The organism is Streptomyces sp. NPDC003393 (genome assembly GCF_053589015.1).
Genome location: NZ_JBSFRB010000040.1, coordinates 1 through 15857, shown reverse-complemented (window position 1 = coordinate 15857; position 15857 = coordinate 1). Strand labels below are relative to the sequence as shown.

Annotated in this window: 9 protein-coding genes; 8 read left to right on the top strand and 1 reads right to left on the bottom strand. The window is 72.2% G+C overall.

The window, feature by feature from the left end; genetic code table 11:
- Nucleotides 1–18 precede the first annotated feature (18 nt).
- From ACWDUZ_RS30105 to ACWDUZ_RS30075, 7 genes are all read left to right on the top strand, one after another.
- Nucleotides 19–1794 carry an ABC transporter transmembrane domain-containing protein gene (locus ACWDUZ_RS30105; protein ID WP_451634959.1) on the top strand — a complete coding sequence of 592 codons (1776 nt, stop codon included), beginning with the start codon at nucleotides 19–21 and terminating at the stop codon, nucleotides 1792–1794.
- On the top strand, nucleotides 1791–3551 hold the full coding sequence (locus tag ACWDUZ_RS30100; RefSeq protein ID WP_451634958.1) for an ABC transporter ATP-binding protein: 1761 nt from the start codon (nucleotides 1791–1793) through the stop codon (nucleotides 3549–3551). Before ACWDUZ_RS30105 ends, ACWDUZ_RS30100 begins: the two co-directional genes overlap by 4 nt.
- A 9-nt stretch (nucleotides 3552–3560) precedes the next feature.
- Entirely contained in the window at nucleotides 3561–4202 is a 642-nt protein-coding gene (locus tag ACWDUZ_RS30095; RefSeq protein WP_451634957.1) for an HAD family hydrolase, read from the top strand.
- A gap of 363 nt (nucleotides 4203–4565) precedes the next feature.
- Nucleotides 4566–6611 carry a M4 family metallopeptidase gene (locus ACWDUZ_RS30090; protein ID WP_451634956.1) on the top strand — a complete coding sequence of 682 codons (2046 nt, stop codon included), beginning with the start codon at nucleotides 4566–4568 and terminating at the stop codon, nucleotides 6609–6611.
- 251 nt (nucleotides 6612–6862) lie between these two features.
- On the top strand, nucleotides 6863–8521 hold the full coding sequence (locus ACWDUZ_RS30085; protein ID WP_451634955.1) for a M4 family metallopeptidase: 1659 nt from the start codon (nucleotides 6863–6865) through the stop codon (nucleotides 8519–8521).
- A gap of 94 nt (nucleotides 8522–8615) precedes the next feature.
- Nucleotides 8616–9134 (top strand): DUF1990 family protein, encoded by a 519-nt coding sequence (locus tag ACWDUZ_RS30080; protein ID WP_451634954.1) that lies wholly within the window; start codon nucleotides 8616–8618, stop codon nucleotides 9132–9134.
- 130 nt (nucleotides 9135–9264) lie between these two features.
- Nucleotides 9265–12042, top strand: coding sequence for an N-acetylmuramoyl-L-alanine amidase (locus tag ACWDUZ_RS30075; protein ID WP_451634953.1), 2778 nt, complete (start codon nucleotides 9265–9267; stop codon nucleotides 12040–12042).
- 143 nt (nucleotides 12043–12185) lie between these two features.
- On the opposite strand, the gene ACWDUZ_RS30070 is transcribed toward ACWDUZ_RS30075, so the two are convergent.
- Nucleotides 12186–14834 carry a glycosyltransferase family 1 protein gene (locus tag ACWDUZ_RS30070; RefSeq protein WP_451634952.1) on the bottom strand — a complete coding sequence of 883 codons (2649 nt, stop codon included), beginning with the start codon at nucleotides 14832–14834 and terminating at the stop codon, nucleotides 12186–12188.
- A 313-nt stretch (nucleotides 14835–15147) separates the two neighbouring features.
- Between ACWDUZ_RS30070 and ACWDUZ_RS30065 the strand changes: the two genes are divergently transcribed.
- Nucleotides 15148–15857 (top strand): maltotransferase domain-containing protein (locus tag ACWDUZ_RS30065; protein WP_451634951.1); only part of this gene is annotated, 710 nt, incomplete at its 3' end.

Below are 15857 nucleotides of genomic sequence, written 5' to 3'. Positions count from 1 at the left end.
GAAGGGGACGGGGGCACGGTGATCGACGCGTACGCAGACCCGGGGATGCCCGACAGCCGCGGCGGCTGGCGGTATCTGTGGTGGCTGGTCAGGTGCCAGCCGAGGCGGGCGGCGGCCGGGGCCGTGCTGGCCAGCGTCTGGATGGTGCTGCTGGCGGCGACGCCGTATCTGATGTCGCGGGCGATCGACGACGGTCTCGTGCCGGGGAACACGGCGGCGCTGGCGGGCTGGACGGCCGCACTCGTCGCCGTCGGCGCGTTCAACGCCTGGCTGAGCATCATGCGGCACCGCACCATGACCCGGGTGCGGATGGACGCCAACTTCCGCACGGTCAAGGTGGTCGTCGGCCACGTGGTCCGGCTGGGGGCGGCACTGCCGCGCCGGGTCGGGGCCGGGGAGGTCGTCACCATCGGCGTCGGCGACGTGCGGACCATCAGCCAGTGCCTGACGGTCGTCGGCCCCGGTGTCGGTGCGGTCGTCGTCTACGCGGTGGTGGCCGCGCTGCTGCTGTCGGTCTCGGCGCCGCTGGCCGCCGTCGTCCTGTCAGGGGTGCCGCTGACCGTGCTGCTCGTGGGGCCGCTGACGCGGCGGCTGCAGGGCGCCGAGGGCGAGTACCGGGAGCGGCAGGGCCTGCTGACCGCGCGGATCGGCGACATGGCCGGCGGTCTGCGCGTCCTCAACGGGCTGGGCGGCAAGGACCTGTTGGCGGACGCCTTCCGCCGGGACTCGCAGCGGCTGCGGGCGCAGGGCTACCGGGTGGGCGCGGTGACCAGCTGGCTCCAGGCGCTCGGGACGGGGCTGCCGGCGCTGTTCCTGGCCGTGGTGACCTGGCCGGCGGCCCGGCTGGCCGCCGAGGGGCGGATCACCGTCGGCGAGCTGGTGTCGGTGTACGGCTATGTCGCGGTCCTGGTGACGCCGGTGGCGTTCTTCGTGGAGGCGGGCTACCAGCTCAGCCGCGGTGTGGTGGCCGCACGTCGGGTGGTGGGGCTGCTGCGGGTGGAGCCGGCGAAGGACACCGGCACGCGGGAGGCGCCCGCGGAACCCTCGGTGCTGCACGACCCCGAGTCGGGTGTGCGGGTGCTGCCGGGGCGGCTGACCGCGCTGGCCGGCGCCCGACCCGCCGACGCGGCGGCGGTGGTGGACCGCCTCGGCCGCTACGAGCCGTCGGAGGCCACCTGGGGCGGGGTGCGGCTGGACGCGATCGGACTGTCCGCCGTACGGGAGAGGATCCTGGTCGCCGACAACGAGGCCGATCTGTTCGCCGGCCTGCTGCGGGAACTGCTGGGCGGGCGCCGGGAACGCGACGCGGCCGAGGTGGCACGCGCGCTGCACGCGGCGGTCGCCGAAGACATCGTGCGGGGGCTGCCGGACGGGCTCGACTCGGCCGTGGCCGCGCAGGGCCGCAGCCTCTCCGGCGGACAGCGGCAGCGGATCCGGCTGGCGCGGGCGCTGCTCGCCGACCCGGAGGTGCTGCTGGCCGTCGAACCGACCTCGGCACTGGACGCACACACCGAGGCGGCGGTGGCGGACCGGCTGCGGCAGGCGCGGGACGGCCGTACGACCGTCGTCACGACCACCTCACCGCTGGTGCTGGACCACGCCGAGACCGTGCACTATCTGGTCGACGGGAAGGTTGCCGCGACGGGCGGTCACCACGAGCTGCTCGCCGCCGAGCCCGGCTACCGGGCGCTGGTGGCGCGGGACGCGGAGGAGACCGAGAAGACCGAGGAGTTCGAGGAGACGGAGCACACCGAGGACACCGCCGCCGACGCCGCCGAGGAGGCCGTGCGATGACCGACCGGACTGCCGACCGGCTGCCGATCGCCGCGCCCGCGGACGTGCGGAGGGCCACGCTGCGTCTGGTCCGGGCCGACGGCCGGGCGTTCACCACGGTCGTCGTCCTGAACGTGCTGGCCGCCGTCGCAGGTCTCGCCGGGCCGTGGCTGCTGGGCCGGATCGTCGACCACGTCCGGGCCGGGGACGGGGTCGGTCCCGTGGACCGACTGGCTCCGGCCGTCCTGGTGTGTGCGCTGGCGCAGTTGCTGTCGGCCCGCTGGGCACGGTATGCGGGACACCGGTTCGGCGAACGCACCCTGGCGCGGGTGCGCGAGGAGTTCGTGGACCGGGCACTGGCGCTGCCCGCTTCGGTGGTGGAGCGGGCCGGCACCGGCGACCTGACCACGCGCGGCACCGCGGACGTCGACGTGGTCGGCACCACCCTGCGGGACGTGGGTCCGGAACTGCTCGTCTGCGCCGTGCAGGCGCTGTTCGTGCTGGCTGCCGTGTTCGTCCTCGACCCGTTGCTCGGCGCTGTGGGTGTACTGGCCCTGACACCCGTCTGGGTGGCCCTGCGCTGGTACCTGCGCCGGGCCAGGGACGGCTACCTCGCCGAGGGCGCGGCCACCTCCCAGGTGGCCGAGATCGTTGCGGCGACCGCGTCCGGGGCTCGTACGGTGGAGGCGTTCGGGCTGTCCGAGCGGCGGATCGCGGCGAGCCGGGACGCGCTGGAGACGTCCCGGCGCACCCGGTTCCACACGCTGTTCCTGCGGAGCGTGTTCTTCCCCGCGGTCGAGGTGTCGTACGTCCTCCCCGTGGCCGGGGTGCTGCTGGTCGGGGGCGTACTGCACGCGCGGGGCGCGGTGAGCCTGGGTGCGGTGGTGGCCGCCGCCCTGTATCTGCGGCAGTTCACCGAGCCGCTGGACCAGATCCTGATGCACGTGGAGCAACTGCAGAGCAGCGGCGCCTCGTTCGCCCGGGTGGAGGGCCTGGCCCGGGCCCCGCACGCGGCGCCGGCCGGCTCCCCCGCCCCGGCGGACGACCGCATCGACGTCACCGGGGTCCACTACGCCTACGACCACGGCGGCGAGGTGCTGCGCGGGGTCGATCTGACGGTGCGGCCCGGGGAGCGGTTGGCCGTGGTGGGGCCGTCCGGGGCCGGGAAGAGCACGCTGAGCCGGCTGCTCGCGGGCGTCGACGCGCCGGGCGTGGGCTCGGTGACGGTGGGCGGGGTGCCGGTGGCGGGCCTGGAGCCGGAGCGGCTGCGCCGCCAGGTCGTGCTCGTCACCCAGGAGCACCACGTGTTCCTGGGTACGGTCCGCGACAATCTTCGCATCGCCGAACCGGCGGCGCCGGACGAGCGGTTGTGGGCGGCGCTGGCCGCCGTGGGCGCGGATGCCTGGGTCGCGGAGCTGCCGGACGGACTGGACACCGAGCTGGAGCCGGACGGCGTCCGTACGGACGGCTCGCGGGCCCAGCAACTGGCCCTGGCCCGGGTGGTCCTGGCCGATCCGCACACGCTGGTCCTGGACGAGGCCACGGCCCTGCTCGACCCGGCGACCGCCCGGCACACCGAGCGCGCCCTGGCGGCCGTGCTGAAGGGCCGTACCGTCATCGCCGTCGCGCACCGTCTGCACACCGCCCATGACGCCGACCGGGTGGCGGTCATGGAGGACGGCCGGCTGACCGAACTGGGCACCCACGAGGAGCTGGTGGCGGCCGACGGGGCGTACGCGGCGCTCTGGCGCACCTGGCACGGGGACGGTGCGCCGTAAGCTCGCAGGGTGATCGAGACCATCGCGTTCGACGTCGGCGAGACGCTCGTCAGGGACGACCGCTACTGGGTGGACTGGGCGGACTGGCTGAAGGTCCCCCGTCACACCCTGTCCGCGCTCGTCGGCGCAGTCGTCGCGCGGGGCGACGACAACACGGAGGCGCTGCGGCTGGTGCGTCCGGGTCTCGACGTCGATGCCGAGTTCCGTGCCCGCGAGACGGCGGGCCGGGGGGAGTACCTCGGCGAGGACGATCTCTACGACGACGTGCGCCCGGTCCTCTCGGCGCTGCGGGCGCGGGGGTTGCGTGTGGTCGTCGCCGGCAACCAGACGGCCCGGGTGGGTGAACTGCTGCGCGCCCTGGACCTGCCGGCGGACGTCGTGGCCACCTCCGGGGAGTGGGGCGTCGCCAAGCCGCGGCCGGAGTTCTTCCGGCGCGTGGTGGAGGCGGGGCGGGCGGAGGCGGGCGCGACTCTCTACGTGGGAGACCACCCGGTGAACGACGTGTTCCCGGCGAAGGCGGCCGGGCTGCGCGTGGCGCATCTGCGGCGGGGGCCGTGGGGGCATCTGTGGGCGGACGACCCGGAGGTGGTGGTGGCGGCGGACTGGCGCATCGACCGCCTCACCGATCTCCCGGCGCTCCTCGACGCCTGAGTCACCCCGCCTGACCTGGGCCGGAACGCCGAAGCGACTCCGTACCAGGTTCGCATACCGAACAGGAACATCCGGACAACGAACGATTTCCGGCCAAGTTTGTGACGCGCCCCTGACAAGAACGCCGTTCTCCTGCCACTCTTCCCCTCGGCCGTTCACAGCCACCCCACAGCATCCCCCCACGGTTCCACGGCCGTGATCCGGCCGGCGCTCCACGCGCCTGACGCACTGCGCACCTCGCACCTGCACCGCGCACGTCCGCACACCTGGTTCCGCGTTCCACGCAGTTCTGCCCGGACGTCTCACCCCGCGTCCGGTTCTCCCCTGGCCGCGTGACCCGCGGCCACGCAGAAGGAGTCAGTGTTGAGTAGCAGCAGCTCTCGCAGACGCACCTCCCACATCACCCACCGGCGGGCCGCGGGCATCGCCCTGGCCGGTGTCGCCGCGCTGATCGCCACGGCCGTCCAGTCGGGCGCGGCGAGCGCCAGCCCGGCCCAGGCGCCGCGCTCCGGGAAGATCGACCCGGCCCATGTCGCGGTCAAGCTCACGCCCTCGCAGCGTGCCGAGCTGATCCGCGACGCCGACGGCGCCAAGGCGCGCACGGCCAAGGACCTCGGGCTCGGCGCCCAGGAGAAGCTGGTCGTCAAGGACGTCGTCAAGGACGCCGACGGCACCCTGCACACCCGCTACGAGCGCACCTACGCCGGCCTGCCGGTCCTCGGCGGCGACCTGATCGTGGACACCGCCGCGTCGGGGCGGACCGAGCACGTGCGCAAGGCGACCGGCGCGGCCGTCGAGGTGGCCTCGCTCACGCCCAAGGTGTCGAAGGCGACCGCCGAGAAGCAGGCCGTGCGGAGCGCCGGGGCGCTGGGCGGCACCGAGGCGTCGGCCGACCCGTCCGCCCGTACGGTGATCTGGGCGGCGAGCGGCAAGCCGGTGCTGGCCTACGAGACGGTCGTCGGGGGCCTCCAGGACGACGGGACCCCGAACCGGCTGCACGTGATCACCGACGCGAGCACGGGCAAGGAGCTGTTCCGCTACCAGGGCATCGAGACCGGCGTCGGCAACACCCAGTACAGCGGCCAGGTCCCGCTGACCACGACGCTGTCGGGTTCGGCCTACACGCTGAACGACGGTGCGCGCGGCGGCCACAAGACGTACAACCTCAACCACCGCACCTCCGGCACCGGGACGCTGTTCAGCCAGTCCAGCGACACCTGGGGCAACGGCACCACCTCCGACGCCGCCACCGCCGGCGCCGACGCGCACTACGGTGCGGCGGTCACCTGGGACTTCTACAAGAACACCTTCGGCCGCAACGGCATCCGCAACGACGGCAAGGCCGCGTACTCGCGCGTCCACTACGGGAACTCGTACGTGAACGCGTTCTGGGACGACAGCTGCTTCTGCATGACCTACGGCGACGGCTCGGGCAACGCCGACCCGCTGACGTCGCTGGACGTGGCCGGCCACGAGATGAGCCACGGCGTCACCTCCAACACCGCGGGCCTCAACTACAGCGGTGAGTCCGGCGGTCTGAACGAGGCCACCTCCGACATCTTCGGCACCGGCGTGGAGTTCTCCGCCGACAACAGCACGGACGTCGGCGACTACCTCATCGGCGAGAAGATCGACATCAACGGCGACGGCACCCCGCTGCGCTACATGGACAAGCCCAGCAAGGACGGCGCCTCCGCCGACTACTGGTACTCGGGTGTCGGCAACAAGGACGTGCACTACTCGTCCGGCATCGCCAACCACTTCTTCTACCTGCTGAGCGAGGGCAGCGGCGCCAAGGTCGTCAACGGCGTCAGCTACAACTCGCCCACGTCGGACGGGCTGCCGGTCACCGGCATCGGCCGGGCCAAGGCGCTCCAGATCTGGTACCGGGCGCTGACCACCAAGTTCACCTCCACCACCAACTACGCGAGCGCCCGCACCGGCACCCTGGCGGCGGCCGGTGAGCTGTACGGCACCTCCAGCGCCGAGTACAAGGCGGTGCAGGACGCCTGGGCGGCCGTCTCGGTCGGTTCGCGCTCCGGTGGCGGCGGGGGCGGGGGCACCTCGTTCGAGAGCAGCTCCGACGTGCAGATCCCGGACTACCCCGGATCGGCGGTCACCTCGTCCATCACGGTCTCCGGGCGCAGCGGCAACGCCCCGTCCAACCTCCAGGTCTCCGTGGACATCGTGCACACCTGGAGCGGTGACCTCCAGATCGACCTGGTCGCTCCGGACGGCTCCACGTACCGGCTGAAGAACAGCGCCTACGACCCGACCCCCGACGTGCACGCGACCTACACGGTCAACGCGTCCTCCGAAACGGCCAACGGGACCTGGAAGCTGCGCGTCCGGGACCTGGGTCGGCTGGACACGGGCTACATCGACGGCTGGAAGCTGACCTTTCCCTAGGCGCTTCTGGTAAGCGACAGAACCCCGAGGACAGGGCGCCGTTCCGGTGGTGGATCACCCGGGACGGCGCCCGTTCACGCTGCCGCACCCTCACGCGTACGTCGAATTTCGGCCAACATCACTTCGGGATCATGACATGTACGCGGCATGGATGCCACTCTTCCTGCACCCGCCGCACGAGCACAGCAACCTGCCCCCCTTTCCGGCCCGGCGACCCCACGCCTGCCGGACTCCCCCACGAAGGAGCTTGTGTGACTCCCCGCTACGCGCGTCACAAGCGCACCACTCTGGCCGTCGCCACCGCCGTCGCCGCCGGAGCCCTTCTCAGCACCGGTCTGACCACCAGTGCTTCCGCACAGACTCCCGCCGACGCCACGGGCCACGCCGCACTCGCCGCCGCCCCGACCGCGCTCTCCGGCGCGGCGCGCGTCTCCCTCCTCCGGCAGGCCCAGTCCGGCGCGGCCGACACCGCCAGGGTGATAGGCCTCGGCGCCGAGGAGAAGCTCGTCGCCAAGGACGTCGTCAAGGACGTCGACGGCACGGTGCACACCCGCTACGAGCGCACCTACGCCGGCCTGCCGGTCCTCGGCGGCGACCTGGTCGTCCACACCGCCGGGTCGGGGAAGACCGAAGGCGTCACCAAGGCCACCAAGGCGGCCATCAAGGTGGCCTCGCTCACGCCGAAGGTCGCCCCCGCCGAGGCGGAGAAGCAGGCGCTGGCCCTCGCCCAGGACGCCGGTTCGGCGAAGACCGCCGCCGAGCAGTCCCCCCGCATGGTCGTCTGGGCGGCGACCGGCACGCCGGTTCTCGCCTACGAGACCGTCGTCGGCGGCCTCCAGGACGACGGCACCCCGAACGAGCTGCACGTCATCACCGATGCCGCCACCGGCAAGAAGCTCTACGAGTTCCAGGGCATCGAGACCGGCACCGGCAAGACGCTGTACTCGGGCACGGTGACGCTGGGCACCTACCTGTCGGGGTCGACGTACCAGCTGTACGACACCTCGCGCGGCGGCCACAAGACGTACAACCTGGCCCGCGGCACCTCGGGCACCGGCACGCTGTTCACCGACGCGGACGACGTGTGGGGCACCGGCACCGCCTCCAGCTCCACCTCCGACCAGACGGCCGCCGCCGACGCCGCCTACGGCGCGCAGGAGACCTGGGACTTCTACAAGAACACCTTCGGCCGCAACGGCATCCGCAACGACGGCAAGGCCGCGTACTCGCGCGTCCACTACGGCAGCAACTACGTCAACGCGTTCTGGGACGACAGCTGCTTCTGCATGACCTACGGCGACGGCTCGGGCAACAACCACCCGCTGACCGCGCTGGACGTGGCCGGCCACGAGATGAGCCACGGCGTCACCTCCAACACGGCCGGGCTGAGGTACTCCGGTGAGTCCGGCGGTCTGAACGAGGCCACCTCCGACATCTTCGGCACCGGCGTCGAGTTCTTCGCCGACAACTCCGCCGACCGGGGCGACTACCTCATCGGCGAGAAGATCGACATCAACGGCGACGGCACCCCGCTGCGCTACATGGACAAGCCCAGCAAGGACGGCGGCTCCGCCGACTACTGGTCCTCCCGCGTGCGCCGCCTGGACGTGCACTACTCGTCCGGCGTCGCCAACCACTTCTTCTACCTGCTGAGCGAGGGCAGCGGCGCCAAGTCCATCAACGGCGTCAGCTACAACTCGCCGACGTACAACGGCTCCACGGTCACCGGCATCGGCCGGGCCAAGGCGCTGCAGATCTGGTACAAGGCGCTGACCACGTACATGACGTCGACGACCGACTACAGGGCCGCCCGCACGGCGACCCTGAACGCGGCGTCGGCCCTGTACGGCTCGACCAGCACCGAGTACAAGACGGTCGCCGCGGCCTGGTCCGCGGTCAACGTCGACTGAACGGAGGGCAGCTGACGAGGGGGCGGCGCCCGGGAGGAACGGCTCCCGGACGCCGCCCCGGTCACGCTGGGGAGAGCACTTAGGCTTGGGTCCCATGTCTTCGGAGGACTTCACCTACGAGGAGGTCGGCGCGACCCGCGAGCAGGGACACTGCCCGCCCGGCTTCCACCCCCTGCACGTGCGCACCCGCATAGGAGAGGGCGAGGAGGTGTTCCGGCGCGCCGCCGAGGCCGTGCTGACCTGGGAGCTGCACCGCGCGGTCGGCGTGGGCGTCGACGCCTCCGCCGACCGCGCGGCACCCGGCGCCGACATCACGGTCACCCTGGCCGGCATGATCAAGGCCCCCTGCCGCATCGTGTGGACGCTGGACGAACCGCGCCGCGCCGGCTGGGCCTACGGCACCCTGCCGGGCCACCCGGAGACCGGCGAGGAGTCCTTCGTCGTCGACCGCACCGGAGACGGCACCGTCTGGCTGACGGTGAGCGCTTTCAGCCGCCCCGCCAAGTGGTACGCCCGCGCCGGCGGCCCGGCCGTCCGCGGCTTCCAGCACGCCTACGCACGTCGGTGCGGCACGGTGCTGCGCCGGCTGTGCGCGGAGTTCCAGCCCGAGTAACGCTGGGTCCCCTGTGTCCGCTAGGACACATGAGACTTGCTAGATTGCGCTTCCTCTGACGAGAACTGCATAGGGGTGGGGTTTGAAACGTCATCGACTGAGCCGCAGAAGACGGTTCCTGATATACGGCGTGGCGTCCGGTGTCGTCGCGACGGCGGCTGCCGGAACCATCGCCATCGCCGCGCAGGGTTCCGCGGACACGCCTCACGTGACGGCCGGAGCGCGGCTGCAGCACGAGTTCGACCAGGCGGCCCGCGAGTTCGACGTTCCCAAGAGCGTCCTCATGGCCGTCTCCTACCAGTCCTCCCTCTGGGACTCGCACGACGGTGAGCCGAGCACCACGGGCTCGTACAACGTCATGGGGCTGACCCGGGTCACCTCCGACGACGTGAAGAAGCCCACGGACAAGGAGCGGCTGGCCCACCTCGACATGAGTGGCGACCCGGCCGTCTCCAAGCACTTCGACGCCGCCCGCGCCCTCAAGTCCGCCCCGCCGGCCGTCGACACCGACGATCCGCGGCTGCACACGCTGGACAAGGGCGCGGAGCTCATCGACAAGTCCGTCGAGGACGTGCAGAGCGACACCGAGCAGAGCATCCGCGCCGGTGCCGCGCTGCTGGCCGAGTACCAGCGTGACTCCGGCCGCTCGCTGTCGGCCGACCCCGGCCAGTGGTACCCGGCCGTGGCACGCTACAGCCAGTCGCCCGACACCAAGGGCGCGGCCCTGTTCGCCAAGCGCGTCTTCGACACCATCCACCACGGGCAGAGCACCGTCACGGCGGAGGGCCAGCAGGTGACCCTGCCCGCCGACCCCTCCGTGACCCCCGCGGTCCCGGCGAAGGTGCCGCTGGCGAAGCAGGCGACGTACACGACCGCCCAGGCGCCGGAGTGCCCCTCGGGCCTCAACTGCGACTTCAAGCCCGCCGCGTTCAAGCAGAACAGCAGCACGCCGGACGACTTCGGCAACTACAACGTGTCCAACCGCCCGGCCAACGGCGAGGACATCCGCTACATCGTCATCCACGACACCGAGGGCAGTTACGACGGCTCGCTGAGCGTCTTCCAGAACCCGGCCAGCTACGCCAGCACGCACTACCTGATCCGTGCGTCCGACGGCCTGGTCACGCAGATGGTGGCCACCAAGGACGAGGCCTGGCACGCGGCCAACAAGACGGTCAACATGCACTCGATCGGGATCGAGCACGAGGGCTACGCCGTCAAGGACGGCAGCTGGTACACGCCGTCCCAGTACGAGTCGTCGGCGGCCCTGGTGAAGTACCTGGCGGCCCGGTTCGACATCCCGCTGGACCGCGAGCACATCATCGGCCACGACGAGGTGCCGGGCGTCCTGGACGCGAACGTCGCCACGCAGCACTGGGACCCGGGCCCGTTCTGGGACTGGAACCGCTACATGTCCCTGCTGGGCGCGCCCACCGGCAGCGACGGCGCGGGCGGTCCGCTCAAGGCCGGCCAGGTGGTCCGCGTGGTGCCGCCGTTCACGACGGCCAACCAGCCCACGCTGACGTACGGCGGGAAGACGGTCGCCAAGCAGCCGGCCAACTTCGGCTACCTGTACACGGCCCCGTCGACCGGTTCCGCCATGATCACGGATCCGTACATGCCGACGGTCAAGTCCACCGACGCGCCCAACTGGGGCAACAAGGTCGTGGCCGGCGGCGAGTACGTCGTCGCCGAGTTCCAGACCAACTGGACGGCCATCTGGTACGGCGGCAAGAAGGCCTGGTTCCACAACCCCAGCGGCCAGTTCACCGCCCCGGTCGCCACGTCCGGCGCCGCGGTGCTGAAGGCCAAGTCGGGCGCCGGCTCCATCCCCGTGTACGGACGCGCCTACCCGGAGGACGCCGCCTACGCCGGCACCGGTGTGGACGTGCAGAAGGACAACGGCGCGTCGCTGTCGAAGTACAGCCTCCCCTCGGGCCAGGCGTATGTGCAGGCCGGTCCCGCACAGCGCGGCGACTACTGGTACGCGGGCACCTACGCGGGCACCGCGGACCACGACAGGACGCTGGTCACGGGCACGCAGACCTTCTACCCGATCCGCTACAACCACCGCATCGCCTGGGTGAAGTCGAGCGACGTGGTCACGGCCACCGGCACCGCGCCGGACCCGGGCACCAGCCGCTACGACGTGGTCGCCCGCGACGGCTCCGGTGTGCTCTGGCAGTACCAGGGCACGGGCAGCGGCACCACGCCGTTCTACACCCGCTACCGGGTCGGCGGCGGCTGGAACGCGTACAACACCGTCACCCCGATGACGGCGCTGCGCGCGGACGGAACCGGCGACATGGTGGCGCGCGACGGAAGCGGAAGCGGAAGTCTCTGGTACTACCAGGGCAACAGCAACCTGAACAAGCCGTTCCGGTCCCGTGTGCTGGTGGGCTACGGCTGGAACACCTACAACGGCCTGTGGGGCGCCCGGGACCTGACCGGTGACGGGAAGCCCGACCTGGTGGCCCGCGACAAGTCGGGCGTGCTGTGGCTGTACGCGGGCACGGGCACCAACACGGCGAAGGGGCAGTTCCTCGGCCGCACGCGGATCGGCGGCGGCTGGAACACCTACAACCTGATGACCTCCACCGGGGACATCACGGGTGACGGCAAGGCCGACCTCGTGGCCCGCGACAAGTCGGGCGTGCTGTGGCTGTACCAGGGCACCGGTCAGGCGTCCGCGCCGTTCGCCGCGCGCACCAGGATCGGCGGCGGCTGGTCCGTCTACAACACGTTGGCGGGCGTCAGCGACCTCGATCACGACGGGCGCGGTGACCTCCTCGCCCGGGACTCCGACGGCAACCTGTGGTTCTACAAGGGCACGGGCCAGGCGTCGGCGCCGTTCGCCGGTCGCGTCAAGAACGGCTGGGGCTGGCAGATCTACAACTTCGTGATCTGACACCCGTACCACGGGACCACCTCGGGCCCCCGGCTCCTGTCGCCCCCACGGGCGGCGGAGCCGGGGGCCCGGACCGTTCCACGACGGCCTCGGCCGAGCCGTGACGCCCCGTTCGCCGCCGCCTCGCCTTCCAGCGGGGGCCCTTAGCGCAGCAGCACGCCCGCCCCCTCCCCGGCCTCCTCGGAGGGCACGGTCACCAGACCGAGTTCCGCGACGGAGGCGAGGAGGCGGTGGGTGGGCAGGATGCGCACCGTGTAGCCGTAGGGACCGGTGCGATCCAGGGAGAGAGGGCCCTCGTAGACCCATCGGCCGTCGGCGTCGGGGGCGCCGTTCGGCTTCAGCGGGACCGTGGAGGCGTCCGTGATGCGGTCCTCCTCGTCGACCCGGCCGGAGACCGCCTGGACCTCGACGTCGTCCGGGCCGAGGCTGCCCAGACCGACCCGCACCCGAAGGCCCAGGGTGGAGCCCAGCTCGGCGGAGGCCGTGGACGAGGGCGCCTCCACGCCTTCGGCGACCGGGATGACGGTCTCCACGTGGTCGACCGTCACCTCGGGCCAGGCCGCCCGCACCCGTGCCTTCCAGGCCGCCAGCTCCCGCGCCGCGTCCGGGCCCAGGGCTCGGTGGGCGTGGGCGGCGGGCGTGTACAGGCGGTCGACGTACTCGCGGACCATGCGCCCCGCCAGCACCTTCGGGCCCAGCAGGGTCAGGGTGCGGCGGACCATCTCGATCCAGCGGTCGGGCAGCCCGCCCCGGCCCCGCTCGTAGAAGCGCGGCGCCACCCGCTGCTCCAGCAGGTCGTACAGCGCGGCGGCCTCCAGGTCGTCGCGACGCTCGGCGTCGTAGCCGACGCCGTCGGCGGTCGGGATGGCCCAGCCGAAGTCGGGCTGGCACCACTCGTCCCACCAGCCGTCCAGCACGGAGAGGTTGAGGCAGCCGTTCAGGGCCGCCTTCATCCCGGAGGTGCCGCAGGCCTCCAGCGGGCGCAGCGGATTGTTCAGCCACACGTCGCAGCCGTGGTACAGCTTCTGCGCCATCGCCATGCCGTAGTCGGGCAGGAAGACGATGCGGTGCCGCACCCGCGGGTCGTCGGAGAAGCGGACCAGTTCCTGGATGAGGCGCTTGCCGCCGTCGTCCGCGGGATGCGCCTTGCCCGCGACCACGATCTGGATCGGCCGTTCGGGGTGCAGCAGCAGGTCCATCAGCCGGTCGCGGTCGCGCAGCATCAGCGTCAGACGCTTGTAGGCGGGCACCCGGCGCGCGAAGCCGATCGTCAGCACGTCCGGGTCCAGCACGCCGTCGATCCAGCCCAGCTCCGCCGTCCCCGCGCCGCGCTGCCGCCAGGCCGCCCACAGCCGCTTGCGCACCTCCACGACCAGCTGCTCCCGCAGCTCGCGGCGGAGCTCCCAGATGTCCTCGTCGGGGATGTCGGCGACCGCGTCCCAGCGGTCGGAGCCGCCCACCGACAGCGCGTCCTCGGTGCGCTGGGCGCCGATCTGCCGGGCGCCCAGCCGGAACACCTCGGGCGCCACCCAGGTCGGGGCGTGCACGCCGTTGGTCACCGAGGTGATCGGCACCTCGTCGGGGTCGAATCCCGGCCACAGCCCGGAGAACATCTCCCGGCTGACCCTGCCGTGCAGCAGCGACACCCCGTTGGCGCGCTGGGCGAGCCTGAGCCCCATCACGGCCATGTTGAACAGGTTGGGCTCGCCGCCCGGATAGGTCTCCATGCCCAGCCGGAGGATGCGCTCGACGTCGATGCCGGACAGCTCGGCCTCCGGTCCGAAGTGGCGGGCGACCAGCTCGCGGTCGAAGCGGTCGATGCCGGCCGGGACAGGCGTGTGGGTGGTGAAGACCGTGCCCGCCCGCACCGCCTCCAGGGCCGCGTCGAAGTCCAGCCCGCCGTCGCACAGCTCGGCGATCCGCTCCAGGCCGAGGAAGCCGGCGTGGCCCTCGTTGGTGTGGAACACCTCCGGCTCGGGGTGCCCGGTGAGCCGGCAGTACGTCCGGACCGCGCGCACCCCTCCTATACCGAGCAGCATCTCCTGGAGCAGCCGGTGCTCGCTGCCGCCGCCGTAGAGCCGGTCGGTCACCCCGCGCTCGCCGAGGTCGTTCTCCTCCACGTCGGAGTCCAGCAGCAGCAGCGGGATCCGGCCTACCTGGGCCACCCAGATCCGGGCGTGCAGGGACCGGCCGCGAGGCAGGACGAGCGAGACCCGGGCGGGGCTGCCGGCGTCCTCCCTCAGCCGGGTGACGGGCAGCTCGTTGGGGTCGAGGACCGGATAGTGCTCCTGCTGCCAGCCGTCCCGGGACAGCGTCTGCCGGAAGTAGCCGTGCCGGTAGAGCAGGCCCACCCCGATCAGCGGGACGCCGAGATCGCTGGCCGCCTTGAGATGGTCGCCGGCGAGGATGCCCAGGCCGCCGGAGTACTGCGGCAGGGCGGCCGTGATGCCGAACTCCGGCGAGAAGTAGGCGACGGCGGCCGGCAGGCCGTCGGAGCGACCCTGGTACCAGCGGTCACCGGCCACGTAGTCGCGCAGGTCGTCGGCGGCGGCGGTCAGCCGGCGCAGGAAACGGCGGTCGCCGGCCAGCTCGGCCAGCCGGGCCGGGCGCACGCTGCCGAGGAGCCGCACCGGGTCGCCGCCCGAGGAGGCCCAGCGCTCGGGGTCGACGGACTGGAAGAGGTCACGCGTCTCGGCGTGCCAGGACCAGCGCAGATTGCGGGCCAGCTCGCTGAGGGGCTGCAGGGGCTCGGGAAGAACGGGACGGACGGTGAACCGACGGATCGCCTTCACATTCCACCTCGGCGCGTTCGCTGATGGACGCACGGCACGGTGCGCTTCGCTGGAAGGACGCACGGCACTGTGCGCCCCGTCACACAAAACGGTACCCGTGCCGGTGCGGGTGCCGCTGGGGCCGCGCCTGGCGGACGGGCCAAGACGAGGCCAACTTTGCGTGTGGACATACGCGTGAGTAGTTAACAAAGTGCCGGATTGCTCACCCGAATAGGGTGGGAAGGCTCCTCCGGTACAACCGACAGCACACACGCAGGACCCACCTCCCCACGGATATCCGCCCTACACCCTCGTGACGCGGACAGGAGCGGTCATGCCCGCCAAGCACCACTCGGCACCACCCCCGACCACCAGTACGAACGGCGCACACGCCAGGAGCGCCGACACCGTGGCCCCGACCCCGGACCGGGCCCGGCACCCGGGCGCGCCGCCGGAGCCGGACCCCGTCGGCCGGGGCACCGCCGTCGGCCGGATCCCGGTGCTCGACGTCCGGCCGGTCGTCCAGCACGGTCGCAGGCCCGCCAAGGCGGTGACCGGTGAGTCGTTCCAGGTCACGGCCACCGTGTTCCGTGAGGGCCATGACGCCGTGGCCGCGAACGTCGTGCTGCGCGATCCACGGGGCCGTCCGGGTCTCTGGACTCCGATGCGCGAACTGGCGCCGGGCACCGACCGGTGGGGCGCCACCGTGACCGCCGGCGAGCCGGGCCGCTGGACGTACACGGTCGAGGCCTGGTCCGATCCGGTCGCCACCTGGCGCCACACCGCCCGGATCAAGATCCCGGCGGGGCAGGACACCGAGCTGGTCCTGGAGGAGGGCGCCCGGCTGTACGAGCGGGCGGCGGCCGGGGTGCCGGAGGAGAGCGGCGAACGGGAGACCGTCCTGGCCGCCGTGGCGGCCCTGCGGGACGACAGCCGGCCGGCCGCGTCCCGGCTTTCGGCGGCGTTGACGCCGGAGGTGGACGCGGTGCTGGCCCGGCATCCGCTGCGGGAGCTGGTCACCGCCTCCGACGCGATGCCGCTGCT